The organism is Tepidisphaeraceae bacterium, from assembly GCA_035998445.1.
Taxonomy (GTDB): Bacteria; Planctomycetota; Phycisphaerae; order Tepidisphaerales; family Tepidisphaeraceae; genus DASYHQ01.
In genome coordinates this window covers 98921-125202 of sequence record DASYHQ010000017.1, presented here as the reverse complement: position 1 = coordinate 125202, position 26282 = coordinate 98921, and the positions used below count along the sequence as shown (strand labels likewise).

Here is a 26282-nt window from a genome sequence, read left to right as displayed (position 1 = left end):
AATTTCCCAAGTTCCCATGAAGTCGCTCCGATAACACTTATGTCGTGGGGATACGGGCAATGTTTGTCGGAGATGCCAGATGATGACGCTTACCGAGCCATTCGTAGATGATGTGGAAGCGACCGACGGTTCCGAACGCCGCCGCGGTCTGCGGATTCGCCAGACCCGGCCACTGAAGATCTTCGCCGCCGCCTCCAGCCGATATTTCGGTGGCCAGACGTGCGACATCAGCGCGACGGGCCTGCGCATCGAACTGCCCGCCTTTGCGACCGTTCGGTTGGGCGAGACGGTGACGGTACACGTCGGCCCGAACGAATCAGGGATGGCCCTGGCCAACCGCCGCAGCATGATGCCCGCCCGCGTGGTCTGGATCGACCGCAGCGCCGGCGACCGCACGATGGAGGCCGGCGTCGAGTTCATCTCGAACATCGCCGCGCACCTGGACGCCGCCTAAGTCGCGACAGGGACAACGAATCACCCGGCCCGCGGTGTTCCACACCACGCCGCGCGGCCAACAAGCAATGTTCCGCCCCCGCCGAGAGCTGCCCATGCAAATGGGCGGCTCTTTTTATTTGTCCCCACGTTGAAGTGGATCGCGTTCCGCCTCCAATTGTCATCCCAATGGGAGCCTTGGCGACCTGAGGGATCTCGAATGACGACCGATTAACGCCAGTCGGAGATCCCTCGGGTCGCTACCGCTCCCCTCGGGATGACAACCTTACACCGGTTTGGCGGAGGACGTTGTCCGGCTTGGGGTTTGGTGGTTGGTCATTTGTTGGTCATTGGGGCTTGAGAATTCAGATTTCCCCCCTCTATACTCCCCGCGTGCTCATCCTACTCACCAATGACGACGGCATTCGCGCTCCCGGCATCGTCGCGATGTATCGCGAACTGACCAAGCTCGGCGAGGTGCACGTCGTGGCGCCCGAGACCGTGCAGTCGGCCACCGGGCACGGCATTACGCTCGATACGCCGCTGCTGACGCAGAAGGTGACGGTCGAAAACGCCTTCACCGGCACCGCGGTCGGGGGTCGGCCGGCGGACTGCGTGAAGGTGGCGGTGTCGCAGATCCTGCCACGCCGGCCGGACCTGGTGGTCAGTGGGATGAACAGCGGGGCCAACGTCGGCATCAACGTGCTGTACAGCGGCACGGTCGCAGCGGCGATCGAGGCGGCGTTCCTCGGGTTGCCGAGCATCGCGATCAGCCTGTACCTCAAAAGCGAGATCCCGCTCGACTTCGCCCGCCCGGCGATGTTCGCCCGGCAGACGATCGAGCAGATCGTCTCCGCCGGCCTGCCCGGTGGGAAGTGCATGAGCGTCAACCTGCCACCCCTTCGCCCCGGTGAATCGCCCGCGGGCGTGCGCGTTGCCCGCCAGTGCGTACAACCCTGGGCGGATGAATACGAACGCCGGCAAGACCCGCGCGGGCGCGAGTATTTCTGGTCCAGCAGCGTCTTCACGCTTGGCCAGACCGAGTCCGACACCGACGTTGCCCACCTCCGCGACCGGTACATCACCGTCACGCCGTTGCAGTTCGATCTGACCGACTACGCGCTGCTGCGCGACTGGCGCGACCGCCAGTGGAAGTTGTCCAACGATTAGCGGTTCTGGCAGTATCACTATTGCTTGCGGCTCGGCCGTTCGGTCGGGCGTGGGCGTTAATTTCCCTTGGAAGGGGTCGAACTCAATGGCTTGGATCAAGTACACCGCGCTCTTTGTCGCCGTCACGCTCGGCAGTGCCGTTTTCGTGGTCGCCGAGGAAACCGCCCAACCCACTGCCGAAAAGCCGGCCCAGGTTGAGAAGGAGCGGAAGGTTCGGCTGCCCAAGCCGTACTCGCAACTGGAGACGCTGAGCGACGACCAGAAGCAGCAGATCGCCGAGGTTCGCAAGAACATCGCAGCCGAGATGAAGGCGCTGCGCGAGAAGGAACAGACCGAGATCGCCGCCATCCTGACCGACGATCAGAAGGCCCAGATCGCCGCCATGGAAGAAGCCGACGCCGCCGCCCGCAAGGCCAAGCAAGCCGAGAAGGCCAACGCGCCCACCACGGTGCCCGCGGCCGAGTAAACTGATCGCTCTCGCATGAATCGTAACAACCGTCGCGTGTGGTCCTTACACGCGACGGTTCTGTTGCGCGCGAACGGGGATTTGACCGCGGAGGACGCGGAAACAGAGGGATGAAGATCAGATTGGATCGGCCTCGGCACTATCTTCGTCTTCTCCTCCCGCACTCCGCGTCTCCGCGGTTCATCTTCTTCATCAAGACAGGGCGGCAGGGGAGGTCGTGGAGTTGTGAGGAGAGAGGGGTAAGCGGGTGAACGGGCTCGAACCGTCAACCTGAAGTTTGGAAAACTTCTGCTCTGCCAATTGAGCTACACCCGCGTTGGCGATCGGCCGGAATAGATTAACCGGACGGCAAATCGATTACTACTGCCGACTATTATCGTCATTCGTTCCGGGCGACTCCATCCGCAATCCGCGTGGACTCGCGTTCGGCTCTGAGTTCGCTGGTATTACCTGAAGCGCGTCCAGCACAACGTCTGAACGGCAACTCGCGCCGTAGCGCTAGCCGCGGATTTCACCCCATAATCCTATGAATCCGCGGCTAGCGCCACGGCGTAGAGGGTTCTGTCGAACCTTGCGCATCAAGCAGGGAAGCGTGCCCACGAATTGGCACGAATCAGCACGAAAGGCGGGAAGGAGAATGCGATGGGTTTGGCTCTCATTCGTGTTCGTTCGTGCTCATTCGTGGGCGATGCATTCGTCGGCCTTGCAGGCCGTTTCGTTTGACGGACCGCATGTTTGATGCGCAAGGTTCTGTCGCACCACCTACGCTGCCTTCAGCTTACCGATGAACGTCGCGAATCCTTCGGCCTGGACGGCCAATCGTTGACCGATATCGGTATCGACCAGTACGCCGTTGGCGTCGAACTTCTTACCCACGCCGGCGACGAAGACGCGATCGGGGTAGATGTGGGCGTTGCGATAGCCGAAGACGCCCTGGAGGTGTTCGACGGGCCGCAGCGCGCCGTAAGCGCCGCTGGCGGCGCCCACGAAGGCGACGGGTTTATGCTGGAAGCTCTCGGGGAACTTCAGCATGTCGATGAAGTACTTCAGCGCACCGGGGAACGACCCGTTGTACTCCGGCGTCACCACGTGCAGGCCCGCCGCTTCGACGACGCGCTGCTGCACCGGCACGAACGCCGCCGGCTTGGTCGCGTAAGCAGCGGGGTCGTAAATCGCCAAGGGCAGGTCGCACAGCGAGTACAACTCGGCCGGTACGTTCAGGCGTTGGTAATGCGACAGGATCACGTTCGCGAGCCGCAGCGTGTTGGAATTCGGGCGATTCGTTCCGGAAATGACGAGGATGGGCGAGCCGTTCATATGGCCCATTTAAGGGCGGTCGACGCGAGATGGCAAATGGTTGGGCTCGTCTGATCGCTGAGGGCGCGGTCGCGGCTGAACAGAACGCGAAGGCGCGATGGCGCGAAGGAAGCCGCGAAGGACGAGGGAAAGTGTTATGCCGCCGAGCGACTTTTCCCTCTCCCTCCGGGAGAGGGCAGGGGTGAGGGCCCGACGATGCAAACAGTCTGCTCCTCGTGGAACATGCTCGGGAGCGGCTCATATCACGGAACTCACCCACAAGCGTTTACGCTTCATTCTTCAATCCGCACTCCGCGCTCCGCCATTCCTACTCCCCCTGTTTCTTCAGATACTGCTGATACGACCCGCTAAACGTCTCCAGCACGCGCGGCAACGTCGGGGCGGCCACCAGCACGCGGGCCGCGACGACGCTGCGCGGAAAGCCGTTGGCGATGAAGTCCATGCAGAACTCGGCCGGGGAATGGCCGATCATCACCGCGTTACAGTACGCGCCGGGCAACAGATCGTCCGCCAACTTCAGGTCGTCGTACATTTCCTGAATCGTCGGTGGCACCGGCGGCTTGGCGGGCTTGGGCAGGGTCGGCGGGGGGCCGAAACGGTCGGTGTACTTCTGCAGATTGTCCTTCAGCGCCTCCACCGTCTGCCCGAAAACCGTAGGCGGAATGATCACCCGCGCCACCACCTGCGCCGGCTTGGCCACGTTCAGCAGAAAATCGACCACGAACTCGGTCGGCCCCTGCAGCACGACGGTGCCGGTGCTGTACACCCCGCGCACCACCTTCTCCGGCACGCGGGCCGACACGTTGTGATGCTTAAACTCCTGCCGAAACCCCCCGAACTCGTTGGGACTGGGGCCGTCGTTCGGATTGCCGAGAAGATCGTCGTTGGGGGTGCTCATGGCATGGCGAGTGTACGGGAGCGCCGGCGCAGGTGCGAGGCGTGAAAAGCGAACCCGCAAGCGGCCGCTTGCTGATTCGGCACCATCCGACGGGTCAGATGGGGTGGCCATGCGCACTGTCGCCACGGCGCGCAGTTGTCATCCCGAGCGGAGCGGTAGCGACTCGAGGGATCTCCCAGGGTCGGTAAACATCACTCATACCGATCCCTCAGGTCGCTACCGCTCCCTTCGGGATGACATGCGTTGGCCCGCACGTGATGCGCAAGGCGGTAACTGGCTTTTCTCTTGGCGAGCTCCTGACGTCCTCGTGTCGTCGCGCGTCGCACGCTAAACTCTCCATCCCCCTTGAGACATGACCCTCAAGGATATATCATTTAATCCGGATAAACGGATGGACAGATCCGTTCCGGTCTTTGTTGTAGATGCTGAAAGGTTTGCCCGTGCGATTGCCATTCCTTGATCTCGTGAAACAGCGTGTCGTCGTGCTCGACGGCGCGATGGGGTCCAACCTTCAGACGCGGCCGTTGGACGTGCAGAAGGATTGGTGGGGGCAGGAGAACATCTCCGAGGTGCTGAACTTCTCCCGGCCGGACGTGATTCAGGAGATCCACGAGATCTTCCTGGAGGTTGGCTGCGACGCGGTGGAGACGAACACGTTCGGCGCCAACAAGATCGTGATGGCCGAGGCGGACATGCTCGACCGGGTCTTCGAGAACAACAAGGTGGCCGCCGAGATTGCGCGCCGCGCCTGCGACAAGTTCGAGACGCCCGAGCGCCCGCGGTACGTAATTGGTTCGATCGGGCCCGGGACGAAGCTGGTCACGCTGGGCCAGACCGACTGGGACACGATGGAGGACAGCTACGCCGAGCAGGTGCGCGGCCTGCTTGCCGGCGGGGCGGACGTGCTGCTGATCGAGACGCAGCAGGATCTGCTGGCGATCAAGTGCGCCGTTTCCGCCGCCAACATTGCGTTCAAGGAAGCGGGCCGGCGGCTGCCGATCATGGTGCAGGCGTCGTTCGACACGAACGCGGGGCAGCAGATGCTGACTGGGTCGGACCCGTCGTCGTTCGTGACGTCGTTGGCGTCGTACCGCGACATCGACGTGCTGGGCGTCAACTGCGCCTTCGGCCCGCCGGAACTAACCGAAACGGTGCGATTTATCGCCGAGAACTGGCCCCGCTACGTGAGCGCGCTGCCGAACGCCGGTTTGCCGGTGATGGATGATAAGGGCCGGGCGTTCTTCCCGATGACGCCGCCCGACTTCACGAAGGGCATTATGCGCTTCGTCGACGAGTTCGGCGTGAACGTCGTCGGCGGTTGCTGCGGCACGATGCCGGAACATCTGGGCATGCTGTGCGACGCCCTTGGCATCGGCGCCAAGCCCAAGGGCAAGCCGGCTGGGCATTCCGCCAAACCGCGCAATGTGATCGACAAGCCGCAGGTTTCATCGCTCATCAGCGCGACCGACATCCGCCAGGATCTGTCCTACCTCATCGTCGCCGAGCGCACGAACACCAACGGCAGCCGGCAGTTCAAGCGGTTGCTTCAGGAGGAGGACTGGGACGGCCTGGTCAGCATGGCCCGCGATGAGGTGCGCGACGGCAGCCACGTGCTGGACGTCTGCGTCGACTTCGTCGGCCGAGATGGCGTGCGCGACATGCACGAGGTCGTCCGCCGGTACGTGAACAGCGTGAACGTGCCGCTGATGCTGGACAGCACCAACCCCGACGTGATGGAAGCCGGCCTGAAGCTGGCCGGTGGCCGTTGCATTCTGAACAGCATGAACCTCGAGGATGGCGAGGAGCGCATTGCCCACATCTGCGGCATCGCCAAAAAGTACGGCGCCGCGGTGGTCGCCGGCACGATCGACGAGGACAAAGAAAACGCCATGGCCCGCACGGCCGAGCGGAAGATCTCGATCGCGCGGCGCATCCGCGACCTTGCGGTCGAAAAGTACGGCATGCGCGACGGCGACATCATGTTCGACCCGCTCGTGCTGCCGATCAGCACCGGCATCGAGGAAGACCGCCGCAATGCACTGGAGACGATCGAGGGCACGCGGCTGATCAGCCAGCAGCTGCCCGATTGCCACACCGTCGTCGGCCTGTCGAACGTCAGCTTCGGCCTGAAGCCCGCGGCCCGCGTGGTGCTGAACAGCGCGTTCCTGCACGAGTTGCGCGAGGCGGGGCTGACGGGCGCCATCGTCCACGCATCAAAGATCTTGCCGAAAAACCGCATCCCGGACGAGCAGTGGAACGCGGCGCTCGACCTGATTTATGACCGCCGGCGTGACCAGTTCGATCCGCTGACGCACTTCATCAGCCTGTTCCCCGACGATGCCGGCGGCGCCAAGCCTGAGGCGTCGCGCGGGAAGTACGATGACATGTCGATTGAGGACATCCTCAAGAGCCACATCATCGATGGCGAGAAGCGCGACCTCATCGTTCACCTCGACAAAGCGCGTGAGAAGTACTCGCCGCTGGAGATCGTGAATAACATCCTGCTGGAAGGCATGAAGGTCGTCGGCGAGCTGTTCGGCAGCGGGCAGATGCAGCTGCCGTTCGTGCTGCAAAGCGCCGAGACGATGAAGGCGTCGGTGGCGCACCTCGAGCAGTTCATGGAGAAGATCGAGGGCAGCAGCAAGGGCAAGATCGTGTTGGCGACCGTGAAGGGAGACGTGCACGACATCGGTAAGAACCTCGTCGACATCATCCTGACCAACAACGGCTACACGGTTTACAACCTGGGCATTAAGCAGCCCGTGGCCGACATCATGCGCGCCGCCAAGGAGAAGAACGCCGACGCCGTCGGCATGAGCGGGTTGCTCGTGAAGAGCGTGGCCGTGATGAAGGAAAATCTGGAGGAGATGAACGCCGCCGGCATTGGCGTGCCGGTGCTGCTGGGTGGGGCGGCGCTCACGAAGGATTACGCGGTGAACGAGCTGGCCAACCTGTACAAGGGCCATCTGTTCTACTGTAAGGACGCGTTTGGTGGGCTATCCACCATGGATCGCATCGTTACTGGCGAGGGTGAGAAAGCCTTCGAAGCCCAACAGGCCGACGGCAAGCGCCGTGCCGATTTGCGTGCCAACGCCGTGAAGCCGAAGGTCGTAGAGAACCTGCCGGAACGGTCGAATGTGGCCACGGACAATCCCGTGCCGATGCCCCCGTTCTGGGGCCGCCGGGAGGTGACGAACGTGTCGGCCAACGGGCTGTACCCGTACATCAACCCCAACGCGCTCTTCGTCGGCCAATGGGACTTCAAGCGTAAGGGCCTGGACGACGCGGCTTACGAGAAGCTGCTGGACGAGAAGGCCCGGCCGGTGTTCGAGGAACTGAAGAAGCGGGCGGTGGCGGAAAAGCTGCTGTCGCCGAAGGTGGTGTACGGCTACTTCCCGGTGCAAAGCGACGGCGACGACGTCATCGTCTACCACACCGACGAGTTCGACCCGATCAAGTGCGACTGCGGCGTGAAGCACGGCGGCAAGGAGATCACCGCCTACCGAACGCCACGCGAGCAACTGCGGTTCAGCTTCCCGCGCCAAAACACGCCACGGCGGCTCTGCGTCGCGGATTTCTTCCGCTCGAAGCAGTCGGGCCAGTATGACGTGCTGGCACTGCAGCTGGTAACCGTTGGAGATCGCGCGTCCGAAATGGCCCAGGAGCTGTTCAAGGAGAACCGCTACCAGGACTACCTCTACCTGCACGGTTTCGGCGTCGAATGTGCCGAAGCGCTGGCGGAACTGTGGCACAAGCATGTTCGTCAGGAACTGGGCTTTGGCAGCGAGGACGCGACGAAGATCCCGCAGCTCTTCCAGCAGGGTTATCGCGGCAGTCGGTACAGCTTCGGCTACGGCGCTTGCCCCAGCTTGGAAGACCGTGCCAAGATCGTGCAGCTGCTGCACCCCGATACGATCGGCGTCACGCTCAGCGAGAACTTCATGCTGATCCCTGAGCAGAGCACCGATGCGATTGTCGTTCACCACCCGCAGGCGAAGTACTTCGACGTGTGATGCCACCGCCGGTCCAACTTCCGCTAAGTCGATCGATGCAGCGCGTCGCGGTGCCGCTGCTATTGGTGTTGGGCGTGCAGATGTGGCTGGTGGTCGGCCACGGCTTGTGGGGACGGAACTTTCAGCTGTGGATGCTGGTCGGCGTGTGCGTCGCTGCGGCGATTCCACCCCTGCGACAGTCCGTACTGCGCGCCGTCGACGCGATCGACACCATCGCGGCCCCAAGGCGGCGATGGGTGACGGTGGGCGTCATCGTCGCGTCCGGCGCCTACCTCGCATTTACCGCTCTCACGCAGGGCCGCGTGCTGAAGCCGGTCTTCGCCGACGACTTCAGTTATATCCTGCAGACCCGAATGCTTGCCGGCGGGCGGTTCTGGATGCCGCAGCACGAGTTGGCGGACTTCTTCGAGTCCATGCACATCCTGGTGAAGCCGGTCTACACGTCGATTTACTTCCCTGGCGCCGCGATGATGTTCGTGCCGGGCGTGTGGCTGGGGTGGGCGCCTTGGATCATCCCACTGCTGGCGGCGGCCGCGATCGTGGGGTTGGTTTACCGCATCGTTGCAGAACTGCTGAGCGACTTCGACGGCCTGCTGGCGGCGCTGTTGATGGTGTCGCTGATGTGGCTGCGCATCTGTTCGACGATGGTCGCGTCGCGCATTCCCGTGATGCTGCTGGGGTTGGCCGCCACATGGGCGTGGTTGCGCTGGCGCAACGCCGGCGAGGGCCGTTGGCGGTGGACGCTGCTGATCGGGGCCCTCTGCGGCTGGGGCGCGATCACGCGGCCGCTCGATGCGCTCATCTTCGCGCTGCCGATCGGGCTGGCGATGGTGGTGAACGTGTGCCACGGGCGGCTTGCCCGCCCGTGTCTTACTTCGGGATCAAAAACACGGGCGGACGAACCGCCCGTGGCACCCCAACGGGGCACGAAAATGCGCTCGCTCGCGCGCACTCTGGCGCTGTTGATCATCGGCGGCGCGCCGTTCCTGCTGTTGCAGGGATTCATCAACCACAACGTCACCGGGCAATTTTTGCGCCCGCCGTTCAACCTGTACGCCGACCGCGACTATCCGCAGACGTCGTACGGCCTGCACGCGTTCGACCCGACCGTGCGGCCGGAGTCGGCGCTGAAGGTGAAGCAGGACGCGTACGACCAGTGGGTGGTGCCACTGGTAAAGGAACAGCAGCCGGACGCGATCGCCAACGCGTGGCTGTCGAAGCGCGTGCCGATGACGTTCGAGTGCATCCTGCCGCACGCGTTCCTGTTGGCGCTGGTGCCGGTCGGCCTGTTGGGCATGAACGCCCGGCGGTGGGTCGTCGTCAGCGTGTTGCCGCTATTCCTCGGCGGGTACGGGCTTTACACGTTCTTCCTGCACCCCTACACGCTCATGGCGGCGCCGGCGGCGGTGCTACTGGTGCTGGCGGGGCGGCATGTGCTGGCCACCGCGCTGCCGGCACGCGGATGGACGGCGACGTTCCTCATCGGGTCGCTCATCACGCTCCCACTGACGTCGCTCCCGGAGACGAACCGTTTCGTGTATGACCAGCAGTGGCCGTATGTGCATCAATCGGTGGACGACGCGCTGGCTACCGTTCAACCGCCGGCGATCGTGCTGTTCCACTACGGCGACGATAACGCCGAGTTCGCCAAGTGGCCCGTGTTCAATTCCGATGTCGCGTGGCCCGACGATGCCCCGGTCATTCGCGCCATCGATCTGGGCCCGCGCAACGCGGAGCTGTTCCGCTACTACGCCGCCCGTCAGCCGGATCGGCAGGTCTACCGGTATGACCTGGATAGCGAGGTCATCCACGAGATTGGCAACGTCCGAGAACTCGCGGGCTCCAACCCGTGAAAAATGCGCGCTTTATAGTTGTCCTGTTGCCACTGTTTTGTTGACTTGTGCGAGCGCGGAATCTACCCTAAATCCCCGGCGGACGGGCCCCCCAATCGTAATTCGTATCCTGCGTTTGGGTGTCGGCACCGGCAGAGATTCGCCGCACCGCTTTTTCCCGGAGATCACTGCACCATGGGTCACGCCTATCCTGCCCGCCGTCGTTCCGTCGTTGAGAATCTTGAAACCCGCATCCTGTTTGCCATCCCCAACGATCCGCTCTTCGATTCCGATGGCCGGTTCACCAACGTGAACGCGCCGGCCGCGTGGGACATTACCACCGGTAGCAGCGTGACCGCGCCGGGGCGCGGCGACCTGGTCGTGGCCATCATCGACAGTGGCCTGGACCTGACCCACCCCGACATCGCGCCCAACCTGTTCGTCAACGACGTCGAGGTGCCCGGCGACGGACTCGACAACGATAACAACGGCTTCGTCGACGACATCAACGGCTGGGACTTCTTCAATAACGACAACGTGCCCGATGACATCGACGGTCACGGCACGCACGTCGCCGGCATCGTCGGCGCCGCCGGCAACAACGGCGTCGGCACGACCGGCATCATCCAGAACGTGAAGCTGCTGCCGATCAAGATCGGCGACATCACGAGCGTCAGCTTCGAGGCCGCCATCGCCGGCCTCGATTACCTGACCGAGATGAAGCGCCTCTGGATCAGCACCGGTGGCGTCCGCGGCGCCAACGTGGTGGTGGCCAACGGCAGCTTCGGTGGGTTCGACTTCCCGTACAACCAGGACTTCGACCACGCGATCGCCCGCGCCGGTGAGCAGGACATCCTGTTCGTCGTCGCCTCCGGCAACGACTTCGCGAACAACGATCCGGTTCAGGACTTCCCGTCCAAGTTCACGCTGAGCCTTCCGAACGTGATCGGCGTCGCCGCGACCAACGCCGACGACGAGCTAGTCGGCTTCAGCAACCGCGGCACGGCCTCGGTGCACGTGGCCGCGCCTGGCTTCGAGATCGAGAGCACCTGGCCGGAACCGTTGATGGTCAGTGGCTACAACACGATCAGCGGCACCAGCATGGCCGCGCCGATGGTCGCCGGCATCCTGGCGCTGCAGAAGTCCATCGCCCCCAACGCGTCGGCGGCGCAGTTGAAGCAGGCGCTGCTCGAAGGGGTCGACGTGATCCCCAGCCTCGACGGTCCGCACGGCTTGCCCCTGCTGGTCAGCACCGGTGGGCGCGTCGACGCGTTCAAGGCGCTGCAGAACATCCGCAACGGCTTCGAGAAGACCGACGCCATCACCCAGGGCAACTGGAAGCCCGCCTACGGCACCCAAGGGTACGCGATCCCGGGTGAGGGGCAGACGCTGGCTGCGAACCAGGTCACGGTTAACAACGCCGAGGTCGTCACGGTTCGTGCCGGGCGACGCCCGTGGGCGCTGGAGTCGATCGCCGGCACCGCCGCCACCCCGCGCGTCGGCAGCTTCTATCAGGCCGACGACTTCATGGACGTCATTGTGAACATGGGCGATGCCGCCACGCACCAGCTCAGCCTGTACTTCGCCGAGCTGCAGGGCGGCCGTCGCACGCAGCGCATCGAGGTCTTCGTCCGCGACCCGGTCGACCCGGTCAACGCGCCGCTGGTGAAGATCAGCGAACGGCAGGTCAGCAAGTTCGCCCGCGGCGAGTACGTCACGTTCGACCTGACCGGCGAGGTGATCGTCCGCATCTCCAAGATCGCCGGGCGCAACGTCGTGCTGAACGGCATCTTCGTCGATGCCGCCGCCGCCAACACCGGTAGCTTCCAGGGCATGGACACGACCACCCGCGGCAACTGGCGCGCCAACTACGACGCCGACGGCGCCTACATCGTGGGCTACAAGGACTTCTCGGCCACCGAAATCGTCGCGACGCCCACCAACTCCGAGGTCGTCACGATCGCCCCGGTCACCTCGCGCCGCGGGGCGCTGTTGCTGGAAGGCGAGACCCGGCGCGGGTCCGGCTCGTACCTGAGCACGGCGACGTCGGCGACGCTGGCGCTGTCGTTCACCGATGGTCAGCCGCATCAGGTCACCGTGTACGCCGTCGACCTCGACCGCAAGCGCCGAGCCCAGCGCATCGAACTGCTGGACACCGGCGGCAACGTGATCGACCAGCGCGAGATCTCGAACTTCGCCAACGGTGTCTACCTCACGTGGGAGGTCACCGGTGACGTGACGATCCGCTACACGCGCCTGCAGGGTCCCAACGCCGTCATCAGTGGTGTGTTCGTCGACGAACAGGTCGGCGCGACCGGCCACTTCATCGGTCAGGACGCGACCACCCACGGCATGTGGGGCGGCAACTACGGCCTGGAAGGTGCCTTCATCGTCGGCGATCGCGACGATACGGCACTGCCCATCCGGGAGTTCAACATTCCCCAGACCGGTGGAACCGTGGACGTGCTGTCGCAGAACTCGCGGCACCGTGGCGCGGTGCAGCGCTACACCAGCCCGACCAACCGCATCGCGGCCCAGTTGGAGACGCGCGACTCGATGACGCTGACGCTCGACCTCGGCGTCCAGATCAACCCGCAGCGCGTCTCGTTCTACGCGACCGATTACCAGCGACGCCGCCTGGCGCAGCGCATCGAGATCTTCGATTTCAACAACAACCTGATCGCCCAGACCGACATGGTGAACTTCGTGAACGGGCAGTACGCCACGTTCGACCTGAACGGTACCGTGACCGTGAAGATCACCAACCTGGAAAGCAACGACCAGCGTGCCGTGCTGAGCGCCGTCTACTTCGACTAGAGCCGTGCACTGACCACCAGCATGGCCGCTTCAACGGCCATGCCGGTGGAACATTGCTCGACCTGGCGACCCGCAAATGAAAAGTAAGAACGGTCCCATCTCGCGTGCGAGGTGGGACCGTTTTCATTCCCCCGTAGTGGCGACGCCCGCGTCGCGATCGACGCGCTGCGTCGAGATCCTCGTACCACGGGCGGCCCGCTTGTGCTCTTGGCTCGGTTGAAGTGGAAGACATGGGCGAGTCGCCCATGGTACGAGATTGCGGCTTGGCCGCAGCGCGACGCAGGCGTTGCCACTACAGAGCGAGAGGCACGGCGCGGGGCTGGCCGCTTAAGCTTGAGAAGACATCGACAACGCTGCGGGCGCGACTTGCGCATTGTCGGTTTCGATAGGGCGTCCACTCTCGCGCGACGGGATGCGTTTCACCAGCAAGCGCACCGCGACGTACGACGTGATCGCCATCGCCGCGCCCACCACGCACCCGCCGATGGCCCATTCGATGCCGACCTGTTTGAATGTCTGCCAGAACCCCGCCGCCGACAGGTCGTAGCTGGCCAGCGTGGGCAGGCGGCCCTGCAACAGCACGTGTCCCGTTCCGATCGACGCCGCGGCGACGAGCGCGCCGATGGGGGGCGTGTTGAACAGCGACGAGCTGGCCAGCAGCGCCAGCGGGGGGGCCGACAGCACCCGCGCCAGCGCCAGGCCTATCACCGTTTTCAGCCCGTAGATCGGCAGCGCCGCCAGCCCCGCGCCGGCGGCGACCGACAGCGCCAGTTTTTCGCGGGCGGCGTCGCTCTGGCGCACCTGCCGCCAGGTGCGCATCGGGTTCAGCCAGCCGGCGATCCGCTCGACGATCGTGCCGGTGACCTCACTGGGCGCGATCGTTTTCCGCACCGGCCACGGCATCGCCGCGCGACCGAGCAGCCGCATGTGCATCAGACTGGCCGACACCGAATCGCGCCACGGCCGAAAGTGCGACGTGCGCCCACCGGCCACTCGGTAAACGCAGTGGATGGGCGACTCGCAAATCGCGCCACCCGCCCACGCGAACCGCGTGATCACTTCCGTTTCATACCCGAACCGCCCGGCAAACGTGCGAACCTTCGCAAGCGGGCCGAGCGGGTAGACGCGCAGGCCACACTGGCTGTCGCTGACGCGCGCGCCGCTCTCGACGTAAACGAGGAAGTTCGAGATCGCCCGGCCAACCCGGCTGCCGCGCGGGTAGCCTTCGACGTCGATCGATCGCGCGCCGATCACCATCGCCTCCGGATGCTGCCGCGCCAGCGCCGCCAGCGGTAGCACGTCGGTGGCGCAGTGTTGGCCGTCGGTGTCAATGGTCAGCGCGTGCGTGAACCCCAGCCGCCGGGCTTCGGCAAAGCCGCTCTGCATCGCCTGTGCCTTGCCGCGGTTGCTCGCGTGCCGCACGACGTGCCGACGTTGGGGCGGATCGGTTGCCGACCGTTGCTGCCAGTCGACGATGATCTGCTCGCTGCCGTCGGTGCAGCCATCGTCCACGGCGATCACGTCGAGTCCGGTGGCATCCAGTTGGCTCAGCACGTCGCCCAGCCAGCGCGCGTTGTTATAGGTGGGGGCCACCACCGCCAGGCGAACGGGCTGGAGATCAACAATGCTCATTCGAACTGGAAACCTTCACTCGGGAACCGCGCCGGACGCTGCCGATGTTTTCGCTTAACCGTTCCGGGTAAACTGGAGCATGATGTCCGACGTTACCAATCCGCCAGCCCTGCCGCCGCACCCGGAACTGCGTGCATATTATCGCAGCGATCGGGAAAAAGGGGCGTTCCTCAAACAGATTTTCGACGAGACGGCCGACGAATACGACCGCGTCGAGGGCGTTCTTGCGCTGGGCAGCGGGCGGTGGTATCGCCGGCAGGCGCTGTTGCGGTCGGGCCTGACCTCAGGCATGCGCGTGCTGGACGTGGCCATGGGCACCGGCCTGGTGGCGCGCGAGGCGACCCGCATCGTCGGCGAAAATGGCCGGGTGATTGGCGTCGACCCCAGCGCCGGCATGTTGCGGCAGGCGATCAGCACGATGGGCGCCCGAGCCGTGGTCGGCGTGGGGCAGTCCATCCCGTTCGCCGACGGCGCGTTCGACTTCGTCTCGATGGGATACGCGCTGCGTCACCTGCCCGATTTGCGTCCCGCGTTCGCCGAGTTTCATCGCGTGCTGAAGCCGGGCGGGCGGGTCTGCATTCTTGAGATATCACGCCCTGCGGGCACCGCCAGCCGGTGGATGATGGGCGCTTACTTCCGCGGCATCCTGCCGACCTTGTCGCGTGTCATCCACACCAAGCCGCAAACGCGGCACTTGTGGACATACTACTGGGAAACGATCGACCAATGCGTGCCGCCCGATACGGTGCTGGCCGCGATGCGCGAAGGGGGGTTCACAAACGTTCGGCGGAACGTGAGCCTCGGCATGTTCTCCGAATTCGTTGGGGAGAAGTAAGCAGTAGTCGCCGTCAAGCGATCCATTTCGACATCCTGAGAGCGTGTTTATTCAGTTTGGTCCCCTCTCCCGGTACTCCGGGAGAGGGTTAGGGTGAGGGTGATTTCGATCGACGGAACTCGTCAGCAGTTCGAAAGCACCCTCACCTAGCCTCTCCCGGCGTACCAGGAGAGGGACCGGAGCGAGGTCGTCGCTCTTCGAAGAATCTCTCTCTTCCCGAAGCGAACTCGGGGGAGATCCTTCGGAATACCTCAGGATGACCAAACAAGGAAAACACGCGGACCGGCCATTACATCGCCGGCGCGGTCGTCGACATCATCTGTTGACGCTTGGCTTCTGCGATGTCCTCTGCGGTGCGGCCGCGCTTGTCGGTTAGCGTGACGTCGGCACCGGCGGACTTCAGCAGGTTGTAGCCGATTATGTTGTTCATGTTGGCGGCGTGATGGGCGGCGGTGTAGCCACCCTTGTCCTGCGCGTTCAGGTCGGGCTTCTTCGCCAGCATCTCCTTCAGCAGATCGTTGAACCCGCGGCTGGCGGCGTACATCAAGGCGGTCTTGCCGTTCTTGTCGGCGGCATCGGGCTTAGCGCCGAGGTCCAGCAGCATTTTGGCCGTGCGCAGGTTGCTGTTGTAGATCGCGATGAACAGGCCCGTGCGACCCGCCTTGCCCGGCGCGTCGACGTCCGCACCCGACTCGATCGCCGAGCGAATCGCCGCGTCGTCTCCCACGGCCGCGGCGTTGTATACCGGGCTGCTGCCCGACAGCGAGGCAACGCCCCCGTCACCACTGCTGCCACCACCACCGCAGCCGGTCACCAGCATGGCGCCAACCAACAAGCCGATCGACAGGATTTCCTTCCGCACGGTTCCGTCCTTTCGCTGTTTTAATCGAACTCAGCCAATGCTACCTTCCGTAAATGCGGCGGCAACTTTTCACAGTATTCGTCACATCGCTACTCGCAGGCACGCTCGCGCACAGCACCACCGCCGTCGCTGCGACCGGGCTGTCCAAGGGCGACTTCACGCTGACCACCGAGACCGCCTACGTGGCCGGCCTGGGGTCAACGGCGATTCCGTCGCTTTTGGTCGGTGGGCACTACTTCGTCAGTGATAGTGTCTCGCTCGGCGCGATGGTTAGTGCCGCCGGCGTCTGGCAACCGGGCGAGGACGCGGCAATGTTCGGCCTGGCGGGCGTGCTGCGGCATCACGTGGTGCGGTGGGACCGCGCGACGTTCTTCATGGACGTCTCGTTCGGTCCCCACCAGGCATCGCAGCGCGTGCCGGAGGCGGGCACGTACTTCAACTTCATCACCCGCGTGGGGCCCGGCGCGACGGTTCAATTGAGCGATCGCACGCACCTGATGGTCGCGGCCCGGTACTGGCATTTGTCGAACGCGCGCATCGACGGGCCCGAACGAAACCCAAGCATGAACGGCGCCGAGATCGCCGTCGGTTTGATGTGGAAGTGGTGACGGCCGACAAACCGTCCATTTGCGCCGACTGCGGCGGTGGCCAACGCGGGTGAAAAATCGTATGCTTTGCGGCTCGCACTTGCGATGAAGCAGGGACGGTTATGGATCAAATCCGGCTGTACTGGAAGAACGCCACCGCCGCTGCAGTGGGTGATAAGCATGGGGTGGCCGACAAGGACCTCAAGGCGCTGGCGCCTCAGATCAAGACGCTCACCCGCGCCCTCAATGACGACCGCAAGGCCGGCAAGCTCCCGTATCGCGACCTGCCGTACGACGACGACGTCACCGACGCCATCCATCGCCAGGTCGAACACTTCCGCGATCGCTGCGAAGTGCTGGTGGTGCTGGGCATGGGCGGTAGCGCCTTGGCGAGCACGGCGCTCCAGCGGGCGCTGAACCCGTACACGTACAACCTGATGTCCGACCGCACGCGCCCCGGCCCGCAGGTGTTCGTGCTGGACAACGTCGACCCCGACCAGGTGAAGTCGCTGCTGGACCTGACGGCCGCCAAGGCTAAGAAGACCGTCGTCAACGTCGTCAGCAAGAGCGGCGACACGGTCGAGACGATGACGCAGTTCTTCCTGTTCCGCGATTTGCTCCAGTCGAAGCTCGGCAAGAAGTACAACGAAAACGTGATCGTCACCACCGACGCCGCCGACGGCACGCTTCGCCAGTTGGCCAAGGCCGGTGGCTACCGCACGCTGGACGTGCCGGCCGGCATCGAGGGGCGCTTCGGCGCGCTGTCAGCGATGGGTCTGTTCGGCGCGGCGCTAAGCGGCATCGACGTCGACGCGATCATGGCCGGCGCGCGCGACATGGACAAGCGCGTGAAGGAGCCCGACCTGATGGCCAACCCCGCGGCCCTCATCGCCGCGGTGCACTTCCTGCTGATGCAGAAGGGCAAGTCGATCAACGTGCTGATGCCCTACAGCTCGTCGCTGTACGCGCTCGGCGACTGGTTCCGCCAGCTTTGGGCCGAAAGTCTCGGCAAGAACGGCGTCGGTCTGACGCCGGTGACGGCGCTGGGCGCCACCGACCAGCACAGCCAGGTTCAGCTGTACCGCGAGGGCGCCAACGACAAGCTCATCACCATGCTTGAGGTCGAACGATTCGGCTCGAAGCTCGCGATGTCGCCCAGCGCCAAATCGGCGCCAAACCTCGCGCACATGAACGGGTCTAACCTGCAAACGCTGATGAACAGCCAGAAGCTCGCGACCGAGCACGCGCTGCTGGAAAGCGGCCGGCCGACGCTTACGCTGTTGTTCCCACAGGTGAGTTCGGAAACGGTCGGGCAGTTCATCTACCTGTACGAGACGGTCGTAAGCTATCTGGCGGCGCTGTTGCAGGTCGACCCGTACACGGCCAGTGCCGTTGCGCTCGGTAAGCAGGGTGCGGCGGGGCTCATGGGTCAGGCGGGACATGCGGACCTCCTGGCGAAAATGCAGTCGACGGTCGCGAAGCGCGACGGAAAATACCTCGTGTGATTTCCTCGCCAAGCTGACGGCTTCAGTGGCCAGTCTTGCAAGCGAGCGACCCAGGCGAGAGCGAGTCGGACGGACGGGACGGAAGCGATCTATGGAATACGGTGTCATCATGGCGGGCGGCTCGGGAACGCGGTTGTGGCCGCTGTCGCGCACGAACACGCCCAAGCAATTGCTGCCGATGGTGCGTGGCCGAAGCCTGCTGCAGCTGGCGTACGAGCGCCTGCGCGGCATGCTGCCCGCCGACCGCATCTTCGTCTGCACGGGCTCGAACTACGCCGAGGACGTCTACGCGAACCTGCCCGAGCTGCCGCGCGAGAACCTGCTCGGCGAACCGCAGGGCCGCGACACCGCCAACGCCGTCGGCTTCACCGCCGCCGTGCTGCACAAACGCGACCCGGACGCGGTGCTTGCCGTCGTGTCGGCCGACCACGTCATTGAACCGATCGAGCGCTTCCAGCGCGCCATCCGCACCGGCTTCGAAGTGGCCGCGGCCCGGCCGAAGTCGCTGGTGACGTTCGGCATCATCCCCAGCTACGGTCACACCGGCCTGGGCTACGTGCAGCGCGGCGAGACGCTGCCGTTCGGCACCGCCGCGCACGTCGGTGTGTACAAGGTGCAGGCCTTCAAGGAAAAGCCCGACAAGGCGACGGCCGACCGGTACGTGGAGTCGGGCCGCTACTACTGGAACAGCGGCATGTTCGTCTGGCGCGCCGACACGGTGCTGCGCGAGCTGGCGCTGCATTTGCCCGACTCGCACATCGGCCTGGCCACCATCGCCAGCGCCTGGGGCACGCCGAACCAGCAAGGGGTGATGGACGAGGTCTACCCCGCGCTGCCGAAGATCAGCATCGACTACGCGGTCATGGAATCCGCCAGCCAGCACAAGGGTGAGGCCGACGTGGCGGTCGTTGAGATGGTGGTGAACTGGCTCGACGTCGGCTCGTGGCCCGCGCTGGCCGAGACGCTGAAGACCGACGAGCACAACAACGCCGTCGCGACCGACAACTTCGTCTACGTCGACGCCGACGACAACATCATCATCTGCGACGACCCCGGCCACCTGATCGCCGCGCTGGGCCTGAGCGACACGATCGTCGTCCACACGAAGGACGCGACCATGATCTGCCCCAAGAGCGAATCGCAACGCGTGAAGGAACTGCTGGCGAAGGTGAACGAGCGGTACGGGGCGAAGTACCAATAATTGAGATTGCGGATTGCGGATTGCGGATTGAAATGCCGCAAGCGAAGTCGGCCAGTTGGTCCCCGTTCCAATCCGCAACCATAACTCCGCATTCCGCAATCTCCCAACCTCCATGCGAACCCTCGGCATCGATCTCGGCACGCGGCGCGTCGGCCTGGCGATGAGCGACGAAGGCGGGCGGTTTGCCACGCCGTACGACGTGTTGCAGGTGAACGGAACCGAGGCGGCCATTGCGCCGATCGCAACGCTGGTGCGCAACGAGGGGGTTACGCGCGTGGTGGTCGGCTTGCCGCTGAACATGGACGACAGCGTCGGTCCCGCCGCCAGGGCTGCGGTGGCGTGGGGCGAGCAGCTGACGACCGCGGCGAACGTGCCGGTGCTGTACGTCGACGAACGGCTCAGTTCCTTCGCGGCTGAACAATCCCTCAACGCCCGCCGCCGAGGTGGTGAGAAGCTGACGCACGGCCGAAAGAAGCAACAGCTCGACGCGCTGGCCGCCGCGGATTTTCTCCAAGCCTTCCTCGATGGCCGCCTCCCCGCGATCGACGTCTCGGTTTGATTCTACTTTTTCTAACGTCGCTGGATTATCTGGACCGGTGGCCTTCGTTGTATTCGCACAATCGGTGAAAAGAGAACGCAAAGGTCGCGAAGGGCGGACGCGAAGGGGCGCGAAGAAGAGGCGGACTTCGCGCCGCGACGGCGGTTTGGGTAAGGCAAAACTCGAATCCGTGCACCATTTTGCACCATTGTGCAACATCGGGTGGTCGAGCCGATGGAAGGTGCGGTCTACTGCGTCACGTATTCAGTTGTCAAAGAGCACGCTATCCATCTCTACGCTCGCGCTGCGCAGTTGAGGTGGATTCAGCGCAACACGCCACCCATTTCTTCGCGGCTTCCTTCGCGCGATCGCGCCTTCGCGTTCTCTTCATTCATACGAAGCTTCGCAGAGACACAGGCAGGAATGCCTGTGCCACAGAAGAGAAAGTACGGGGGGAGAGACAGGCAGGAATGCCTGTCCTACAGAAGAAGGGCGCGTGGCGGGGCGAAAGGGTGTCACCCGATGTCCGACTTCCCGCCCGTCTTCTTCAGAACCTTGATGCCGCCGATGACCATGGTTTTGTCGATTGCCTTGCACATGTCGTAGACGGTCAGCAACGCGACCGAGACGGCGGTGAGGGCTTCCATCTCGACGCCGGTCTTGGCGACGATGCGGGTGATGGCCTTGGCGTACAGGCGGACGGTCTGGCTGCCCTCGTCGGGTTCCAGCGCCGGCACGTCGAAGTCGACTTCGACGCTCTCGATCGGCAGTGGGTGGCACAGCGGGATCAGGTCGCCAGTGCGTTTGGCGGCCATGATGCCCGCCAGTCGCGCGACGCCCAGCACCTCGCCCTTGGGCACGGTGCCCTCGGCGATCGCGGCCAGCGTCTGCTGGTTCATCTCGATGTACCCCTCGGCTATCGCCTGGCGGGCCGTGGCGGACTTGCTGGAAACGTCGACCATTCGCGCGTTGCCGGCGGGGTCGAGGTGGGTGAGGTCAGAGTTGGACATAGACGTTCCGGCGTGCGGGATCGAACTGTCCGTAGCATACCAGTCAGCAGGCGGAGTCCAAGCGGGTTGTGCGGGGTTGTTCCCGTGTTACATCTGCTTCCCGATCCACTCCGCATTGCGGAACGCTAACGCCATAAGCGTCAGCACCGGGTTGAAGCCGCCGTTGGTGACGTGGAGGCTGCCGTCGCAGACGTAGACGTTGTCGGTGCCGTGGACCTTACCGTAGCGGTCGGTGACGCCGTGGGCCGGGTCGTCGCTCATGCGGCAGGTGCCCGACTGGTGCTGGCCACCGCCGAGCCTGAGGCCGGGCGACGCGCTCCAGACCTGCTTGGCGCCGCTGGCGGTCAGCCAGTCGACGGCGCGCTGGCGCATGAACTGCGACGTGCGCACCGTTTCGGGATGCGTGGTGCCGGAGAGGCGCACGACGGGCATGCCGACGGCGTCGCGCACCTGTGGGTCGAGCGTCACCCGGCCGTCGGGGTGCGGGATCTCCTGCACCGGGCCCTGCACGTGAACCGTCCGCCGGTAGGCGTCGCGCATGAATTGCTTGGCGGTCAGGCCCCAGCGCGGCACGCCCGGTGGCCAGCTCCACTTGTTAAAAATCACGGGCAGCTTGATGAACTCGTTGGCCAGCATGCCGCCGCCCACGATGCCCTTGTTGCCGTGGTTGTAGTTGCAAGTGGCGATCGCCGGACCCGGGCCGATGCCGTCGTGGGTGATCTCGTCGAACAAAGCGTGCGCGCCGGGGTAGTAGTGTCCCTGCAAATGTCGGCCGACGTGGTCGGAGTGGTTGCCCAGGCCGCGCGGGGCGTGGTCGGCGGCGCTGTTGAGCAGCAGGCGGGCCGACTCGATCGCGCCGGCGCTGCTAACGATCACCTTGGCGCCGGCAAACGTTCGGCGACCGTCGCGAAAGTACCACACACCGGTGGCGCGGCCGTGGGCGTCGGTTTCGATGCGCTCGACCTGCGCGCCGGTCAGCAGCGTCAGCCGCCCGGTGGCCAGCCCGCGCGGCAGCAGGGTGTTCTGCGAGCCGGTCTTGGCATCGGTGGGGCAGGAGAAGCCCACGCACATGCCGCAGCGCACGCACGCGCCGCGGCCGTTGTACGGTTGGAAGTTGATGAGCAGCGGCACGGGTTGCGTCGCCAGCCCGAGCTTTTCAGCACCCCGGCGCAGCACGCGCCGCTGAAGCGTCTCGTCATGGGGCGGCAGGGGAAACGGCTTGGAACGCGGGCCGTGGCGGACCATCGCGTCGCCGTCGCCACCCACGCCCAGTTCCCACTCGGCCTGCGTGTAGTAAGGCTCGAGGTCGTCGTACGTGATCGGCCAATCCGCCAGCGACGACCCCTCCGGCACGCCGTACAGGCTGGCCATGCGGAAGTCCTGCGGCATGAAACGCCACGACTGCGCGCCGTACACGAGCGTGCCGCCACCCACCACCATGGCGTTGTTGTGATAGTCCCCTTGGTGCGGGCGCAGCTCGTGGCGCTGGCCGTGGGCGTCGATCAGCACGCGCGGGTTGCGGTCCAAGTCGGGGCCGGTGTTGTGACCGTACACGGGCAGCCGGTGGTTGCGCAGGTGGTCGCGAGATACATCACCGACGGCCATCTGCTGGCCGCGTTCCAGCAGGAGGACGGTCCTGCCCATCTCGGCCAATCGCCCGGCGACGATGCCGCCGGCACCACCGGCGCCAATTACGATCGTGTCGTACTCGCTCATCGTGCGCTCTCCCCTAATGATCGCGGATGAGCGGTGTCGCCCAGCACCTGCTGCGAACCGTCGTAGCCCGGCACGCGCGGCGCGTAGCCGATCATTTTCCAGGATACCGCATCGGCGTTGCCACCGTTGGCGGGGTCGGCGTAGTAGCCTTCGTTGATGATGTCCACCAGCCACGCGAATGCCTTGCGCGACGGTGAATCTTCGACCGCGGTTAGCGCGGCGTCCTGTTGCGCTTCGGCGAGGTCGGCGAAGCTGCGATCGTGCTGCGATTTAGCCGCGGCATCGATCTGATCGAGCAGCGCAGCCAGTTCAGGGGTGCGGTGCGCGAGGTCGGTGCGGAACAGCCGATCGATGAAGGTCATCCCGCCCGCTTGGGAGGCGGATGGGAACTCATCCGATGGAATGACGCGGTCCATCGCCGCAAGCAAGGTGGATAGCTGTTGGGGATTGAGCATGGGGTTCACCCGCAAATGGTAAACCTTACCGCTGAAGCGGCAAGACCGGTGTGCGGGTGAACGCCAGGCCTCATCAGCAGATCAGGCCGCGTTTGGCGTTGGGGCCGTGGGCCGCGGGCTGTTCACCGATCCAGCGTTCGTCAGCGGGCTGGTCGGCGCGCTGATAGCGGGTGTCGGTCGAGAGGCGGAGGCGGTCGCTGCGGTTGTCGGTGCCGCCGTGTACGGTGTAGACGCTGAAGAGCACCACGTCGCCCATGCGATAGTCGGCCGTCACCCAACGCTTGCCGCCCAAGCTGCGGCGGATCTGGTTGGCGGAACCGCGCAGGCTGCCGCCCATACCGTTGGCCTTGGCCCAACCGTCGCGTTTGTCGGCTTTGTTGCTGCAGAAGGAGTCGACGTCCGACCGCCAGTACGACTTGGCCAGACCGGCGTGGTTATTCGACCCCTCAAGCAGGATCAAACCGCCAAGGTCGAAGCTGTTGTCGCCCATCGGCGTCCAAGCGGTGTACAGCTCATGCGTGCCACGGCCCATGTAGACGACGTCGGAGTGGAGCGGCGTGGCTGGGCCGGGGTTCACCTGGCGCGTCCAGGTGTAGTCGTAGTGGCGTACGTCGATGCCGTCACCGAAGAGCGTGCGGAAGAAGGCCATCATCGGGCCGGTGTAGAGCGCGTCGTGAATCGGCTGTGGATCGGGGAACAACGTCTCCAACCGGCCACCGGCAAAGCCGGGCGCGCCAGCGGCGGGGTTGTAAAAGCCGTCCATCGGGTCGCGGTCGGGATGCAACATGCCACGGCGCTGCAGTTCATCGATAAACACGCGCCGGGCCGCCTTCACGCGATCGCGACCGAGGTAGCCGGGGAGGTAGACGTACCCGTTCGTCGCCATCTGCTGGCGCAAGGCGTCGGGGTCGTTCAGCAGAGGCGTGCAATCGTCGAGGTTTTCAACGGCCTCGATCTCCTCGCCCATCATCGTCAGTCGTGGCAGCGTCATGGTTGAAGCGGACATTGCGTTTCCCTTGTTCGAGTGACTACGCACTGAACATGCCATGTAAAATCCGGTTACGGAATGGCCTGATTGGTTCAGTGCATGTATATTTTGGCATGCATGTCGCCATTGATTCCAGTGATCATTCGAGCCGGCTTATCTGCCAGAATGCGGCGATTCCCGCGGCAGGTGGCGTAAACAGCGCCGGGTTTGTCCGCCATATGCCGGGGGGCAGTGGTATGGGCATGCGGATTTTCGGCAAATACGCGGTCGTTTACCTGCTGGCGGGGCAGGGGTACTACAGCGAGGCCAACGGGCCCCGCATTCCCGTGCGGGCGGGGGATCTGATCTTCGTGTACCCAGAGGTGGCGCACACGTATGGCCCGCCGGCGGATGGGACGTGGGAGGAGTTCTACGTCGTCTTCGACGGCCCCGTGTTCGATGCGTGGCGGGCCGCGGGATTGATTGGCGCCGAGGGGCCGATCGTTCACCTCGAACCGGTCGAATATTGGCTGCGCCGCTTCATCACCGCGGCCGGTGAGCCGACCGGTGGCGATCTGGCGGCGGGGTTGGAATCGCTGTGCCGCATGCAGCAGTTGCTCGCAGACATCGCGACGGCATCACGGCAAGGGGAAGGGGGGCAGGCGTGGTTGTCGGCGGCCAAGGGATTGATCGACGCGATACCGCTGGACAGCCCGGCGTCGCTCAACACCGTCTCGCGGCAGTTGGGGATGCCGTTCGACACCTTTCGCAAGCGGTTTGCCAAACTGTCGGGCATGACGCCCAGCCGCTACCGCACCACCCGCGCGATCGACGCAGCCGCCAACATGTTAGTCGACCCGCGCCTCACGCTGGCCACGGTGGCCGAGCGTTGCGGCTTTTGCGACGCGTTTCACTTTTCCAAGCGATTCAAGCAGATCGTCGGCGTCTCGCCGGCCGAGTTCCGCCGGCGGTCGAGTGGAAGGTGATGCGTCGATCGCACAGTCGGGCGTCAGTTTCGCCCGTAGAGTTGATCGATGATCTTCAGCGTCGCGTAGGCGTCGTTCAGGTTGCCGCTGTCAGGCGCGGTGCGAGCGAAGGCCGCTTCCTTGAACTGGCTCCACTCGACCTGCCAGCTCCTGTCTTCACCGGGATACTCCCAGATCGTCGTCTCCGGCGGGCCCATTTGGGGCAGCATTTTGTAGAACGCGAGGCGCTCTAATCCATAACTGCCACCGAGGCCGTCGATCGCGAGCTTGCCGTCGCGGCCGTAGATTTCGAGGCTGAATAGGTTCTTCCACTCGCTGCAACTGGCGTGCAGCCAGGCGACCTTGGCATCGGCGGTTTTCAGGAGGGCGAAGCCGTTGTCTTCAACGGGCCAGTTCCAGAAGAACGTGCCGACGTGACCACTGACGTCGGTGAAGTCGCCGAGGAACCAGCGGGCGAGGTCGATCAGGTGGACGCCCTGGTCCAGCATTTCACCACCGCCGGCGATTTCGGGGTTGCCGCGCCATTCCTTTTCCATGCCTAACCGCCCGCCATGTCCGTAGCGGCCGCGGACGAACATCATGGGACCGAGCGCGCCACTGTCGACGATCTCGCGGGCCTTCAGCAACGCCGGGTGACAGCGATGGTTGAACCCCACCTTCACCGCGACCTTGTGTTTCGTTGCCGCGGGCAGCAGGGGGGCGATCTCGGCGGCGCTACGGGCGGCGGGCTTTTCCACCAGCACGTGCTTACCCGCTTCGATGGCCGCCAGCGTCACCGGAGCAAGCTGGTCGTTCGTTGTGGCGACGACAACGGCGTCGACGTCGTCGCGCGTGACGATCGCCTGCCAGTCGGTCGAGACGTGCTTGCAACTCGGGTAGCTGGCCGCAAACTGCTGCGCCCGGGCCGTGTTCACGTCTGCCGCGGCGATGAGAACGTCGTCCTTCGGCAGGGCCTTGGCCCGCTTGTTCCCGATCAGCCCGCAACCAATGATGGCGATGTTCATATTTGCCGTACCACGGGCGGCCCGCCCGTGTCTTCTCTT

At 64.5% G+C, this 26282-nt stretch carries 21 protein-coding genes and 1 tRNA gene; 12 read left to right on the top strand and 10 right to left on the bottom strand.

Annotated elements, in window-relative coordinates; translation table 11 throughout:
• Positions 1–79 precede the first annotated feature (79 nt).
• From VGN72_05990 to VGN72_05980, 3 genes are all read left to right on the top strand, one after another.
• Positions 80–454 (top strand): PilZ domain-containing protein, encoded by a 375-nt coding sequence (locus VGN72_05990; protein HEV7298898.1) that lies wholly within the window; start codon positions 80–82, stop codon positions 452–454.
• Positions 455–825: 371 nt separating this feature from the next.
• A complete protein-coding gene (gene surE, locus VGN72_05985; protein ID HEV7298897.1) occupies positions 826–1602 on the top strand; it encodes a 5'/3'-nucleotidase SurE in 777 nt (258 codons plus the stop codon).
• 85 nt (positions 1603–1687) lie between these two features.
• Positions 1688–2068, top strand: a complete 381-nt coding sequence (locus VGN72_05980; GenBank protein ID HEV7298896.1) for a hypothetical protein — start codon at positions 1688–1690, stop codon at positions 2066–2068.
• Positions 2069–2310: 242 nt separating this feature from the next.
• On the opposite strand, the gene VGN72_05975 is transcribed toward VGN72_05980, so the two are convergent.
• From VGN72_05975 to VGN72_05965, 3 genes are all read right to left on the bottom strand, one after another.
• Positions 2311–2383 (bottom strand) — tRNA-Gly (locus tag VGN72_05975).
• Between the two features lie 447 nt (positions 2384–2830).
• Positions 2831–3385 (bottom strand): NAD(P)H-dependent oxidoreductase, encoded by a 555-nt coding sequence (locus VGN72_05970; GenBank protein ID HEV7298895.1) that lies wholly within the window; start codon positions 3383–3385, stop codon positions 2831–2833.
• A 307-nt stretch (positions 3386–3692) separates the two neighbouring features.
• Positions 3693–4283, bottom strand: coding sequence for a DUF3467 domain-containing protein (locus VGN72_05965; protein HEV7298894.1), 591 nt, complete (start codon positions 4281–4283; stop codon positions 3693–3695).
• A gap of 440 nt (positions 4284–4723) precedes the next feature.
• On the opposite strand from VGN72_05965, the gene metH reads away from it, so the two are divergent.
• From metH to VGN72_05950, 3 genes are all read left to right on the top strand, one after another.
• On the top strand, positions 4724–8296 hold the full coding sequence (metH, locus tag VGN72_05960) for a methionine synthase (GenBank protein HEV7298893.1): 3573 nt from the start codon (positions 4724–4726) through the stop codon (positions 8294–8296).
• 35 nt (positions 8297–8331) lie between these two features.
• Positions 8332–10149, top strand: coding sequence for a glycosyltransferase family 39 protein (locus VGN72_05955; protein ID HEV7298892.1), 1818 nt, complete (start codon positions 8332–8334; stop codon positions 10147–10149).
• A gap of 174 nt (positions 10150–10323) precedes the next feature.
• Positions 10324–12945 carry a S8 family peptidase gene (locus VGN72_05950; GenBank protein HEV7298891.1) on the top strand — a complete coding sequence of 874 codons (2622 nt, stop codon included), beginning with the start codon at positions 10324–10326 and terminating at the stop codon, positions 12943–12945.
• A gap of 327 nt (positions 12946–13272) precedes the next feature.
• On the opposite strand, the gene VGN72_05945 is transcribed toward VGN72_05950, so the two are convergent.
• The gene (locus VGN72_05945; protein HEV7298890.1) at positions 13273–14577 is read right to left on the bottom strand and encodes a DUF2062 domain-containing protein; all 1305 of its coding nucleotides are present in this window, start codon (positions 14575–14577) and stop codon (positions 13273–13275) included.
• Positions 14578–14659: 82 nt separating this feature from the next.
• On the opposite strand from VGN72_05945, the gene VGN72_05940 reads away from it, so the two are divergent.
• Positions 14660–15412 (top strand): class I SAM-dependent methyltransferase, encoded by a 753-nt coding sequence (locus tag VGN72_05940; protein HEV7298889.1) that lies wholly within the window; start codon positions 14660–14662, stop codon positions 15410–15412.
• 289 nt (positions 15413–15701) lie between these two features.
• Here VGN72_05940 and VGN72_05935 read toward each other — a convergent pair whose 3' ends face one another.
• The gene (locus tag VGN72_05935; protein ID HEV7298888.1) at positions 15702–16274 is read right to left on the bottom strand and encodes an ankyrin repeat domain-containing protein; all 573 of its coding nucleotides are present in this window, start codon (positions 16272–16274) and stop codon (positions 15702–15704) included.
• Positions 16275–16327: 53 nt separating this feature from the next.
• On the opposite strand from VGN72_05935, the gene VGN72_05930 reads away from it, so the two are divergent.
• The 4 genes from VGN72_05930 (at position 16328) to ruvX (ending at position 20126) form a co-directional block, all read left to right on the top strand.
• A complete protein-coding gene (locus tag VGN72_05930) occupies positions 16328–16882 on the top strand; it encodes an acyloxyacyl hydrolase (protein ID HEV7298887.1) in 555 nt (184 codons plus the stop codon).
• A 101-nt stretch (positions 16883–16983) separates the two neighbouring features.
• Positions 16984–18366 carry a hypothetical protein gene (locus VGN72_05925; protein HEV7298886.1) on the top strand — a complete coding sequence of 461 codons (1383 nt, stop codon included), beginning with the start codon at positions 16984–16986 and terminating at the stop codon, positions 18364–18366.
• A 91-nt stretch (positions 18367–18457) separates the two neighbouring features.
• Positions 18458–19567 carry a mannose-1-phosphate guanylyltransferase gene (locus VGN72_05920; protein ID HEV7298885.1) on the top strand — a complete coding sequence of 370 codons (1110 nt, stop codon included), beginning with the start codon at positions 18458–18460 and terminating at the stop codon, positions 19565–19567.
• 112 nt (positions 19568–19679) lie between these two features.
• Entirely contained in the window at positions 19680–20126 is a 447-nt protein-coding gene (gene ruvX, locus VGN72_05915; GenBank protein ID HEV7298884.1) for a Holliday junction resolvase RuvX, read from the top strand.
• A 494-nt stretch (positions 20127–20620) separates the two neighbouring features.
• Here the strand turns inward: ruvX and moaC are convergent, their stop codons facing one another.
• The 4 genes from moaC to VGN72_05895 all read right to left on the bottom strand — a co-directional run bounded on the left by moaC (position 20621) and on the right by VGN72_05895 (position 24292).
• Positions 20621–21115 carry a cyclic pyranopterin monophosphate synthase MoaC gene (moaC, locus tag VGN72_05910; protein ID HEV7298883.1) on the bottom strand — a complete coding sequence of 165 codons (495 nt, stop codon included), beginning with the start codon at positions 21113–21115 and terminating at the stop codon, positions 20621–20623.
• 87 nt (positions 21116–21202) lie between these two features.
• Positions 21203–22831 carry a GMC family oxidoreductase gene (locus VGN72_05905; protein ID HEV7298882.1) on the bottom strand — a complete coding sequence of 543 codons (1629 nt, stop codon included), beginning with the start codon at positions 22829–22831 and terminating at the stop codon, positions 21203–21205.
• A complete protein-coding gene (locus VGN72_05900; GenBank protein ID HEV7298881.1) occupies positions 22828–23286 on the bottom strand; it encodes a gluconate 2-dehydrogenase subunit 3 family protein in 459 nt (152 codons plus the stop codon). The genes VGN72_05905 and VGN72_05900 overlap by 4 nt, the downstream gene beginning before the upstream one ends.
• Positions 23287–23359: 73 nt before the next feature.
• The gene (locus VGN72_05895; GenBank protein HEV7298880.1) at positions 23360–24292 is read right to left on the bottom strand and encodes a phytanoyl-CoA dioxygenase family protein; all 933 of its coding nucleotides are present in this window, start codon (positions 24290–24292) and stop codon (positions 23360–23362) included.
• A 218-nt stretch (positions 24293–24510) separates the two neighbouring features.
• Here VGN72_05895 and VGN72_05890 point away from each other — a divergent pair, with 218 nt between their 5' ends.
• Positions 24511–25239, top strand: coding sequence for an AraC family transcriptional regulator (locus VGN72_05890; GenBank protein HEV7298879.1), 729 nt, complete (start codon positions 24511–24513; stop codon positions 25237–25239).
• Positions 25240–25262: 23 nt separating this feature from the next.
• On the opposite strand, the gene VGN72_05885 is transcribed toward VGN72_05890, so the two are convergent.
• Positions 25263–26243, bottom strand: a complete 981-nt coding sequence (locus VGN72_05885; protein HEV7298878.1) for a Gfo/Idh/MocA family oxidoreductase — start codon at positions 26241–26243, stop codon at positions 25263–25265.
• Positions 26244–26282: the final 39 nt, after the last annotated feature.

Excerpts from the sequence above, each read along its gene's own strand:
- VGN72_05990 (HEV7298898.1), top strand. The coding sequence starts at position 80 with ATGATGACGCTTACCGAGCCATTCGTAGATGATGTGGAAGCGACCGAC.
- VGN72_05980 (HEV7298896.1), top strand. The coding sequence starts at position 1,688 with ATGGCTTGGATCAAGTACACCGCGCTCTTTGTCGCCGTCACGCTCGGC.
- VGN72_05970 (HEV7298895.1), bottom strand. The coding sequence starts at position 3,385 with ATGAACGGCTCGCCCATCCTCGTCATTTCCGGAACGAATCGCCCGAAT.
- VGN72_05965 (HEV7298894.1), bottom strand. The coding sequence starts at position 4,283 with ATGAGCACCCCCAACGACGATCTTCTCGGCAATCCGAACGACGGCCCC.
- VGN72_05955 (HEV7298892.1), top strand. The coding sequence starts at position 8,332 with ATGCAGCGCGTCGCGGTGCCGCTGCTATTGGTGTTGGGCGTGCAGATG.
- VGN72_05950 (HEV7298891.1), top strand. The coding sequence starts at position 10,324 with ATGGGTCACGCCTATCCTGCCCGCCGTCGTTCCGTCGTTGAGAATCTT.
- VGN72_05945 (HEV7298890.1), bottom strand. The coding sequence starts at position 14,577 with ATGAGCATTGTTGATCTCCAGCCCGTTCGCCTGGCGGTGGTGGCCCCC.
- VGN72_05940 (HEV7298889.1), top strand. The coding sequence starts at position 14,660 with ATGTCCGACGTTACCAATCCGCCAGCCCTGCCGCCGCACCCGGAACTG.
- VGN72_05930 (HEV7298887.1), top strand. The coding sequence starts at position 16,328 with ATGCGGCGGCAACTTTTCACAGTATTCGTCACATCGCTACTCGCAGGC.
- VGN72_05925 (HEV7298886.1), top strand. The coding sequence starts at position 16,984 with ATGGATCAAATCCGGCTGTACTGGAAGAACGCCACCGCCGCTGCAGTG.
- VGN72_05920 (HEV7298885.1), top strand. The coding sequence starts at position 18,458 with ATGGAATACGGTGTCATCATGGCGGGCGGCTCGGGAACGCGGTTGTGG.
- ruvX (HEV7298884.1), top strand. The coding sequence starts at position 19,680 with ATGCGAACCCTCGGCATCGATCTCGGCACGCGGCGCGTCGGCCTGGCG.
- moaC (HEV7298883.1), bottom strand. The coding sequence starts at position 21,115 with ATGTCCAACTCTGACCTCACCCACCTCGACCCCGCCGGCAACGCGCGA.
- VGN72_05905 (HEV7298882.1), bottom strand. The coding sequence starts at position 22,831 with ATGAGCGAGTACGACACGATCGTAATTGGCGCCGGTGGTGCCGGCGGC.
- VGN72_05900 (HEV7298881.1), bottom strand. The coding sequence starts at position 23,286 with ATGCTCAATCCCCAACAGCTATCCACCTTGCTTGCGGCGATGGACCGC.
- VGN72_05895 (HEV7298880.1), bottom strand. The coding sequence starts at position 24,292 with ATGTCCGCTTCAACCATGACGCTGCCACGACTGACGATGATGGGCGAG.
- VGN72_05890 (HEV7298879.1), top strand. The coding sequence starts at position 24,511 with ATGGGCATGCGGATTTTCGGCAAATACGCGGTCGTTTACCTGCTGGCG.
- VGN72_05885 (HEV7298878.1), bottom strand. The coding sequence starts at position 26,243 with ATGAACATCGCCATCATTGGTTGCGGGCTGATCGGGAACAAGCGGGCC.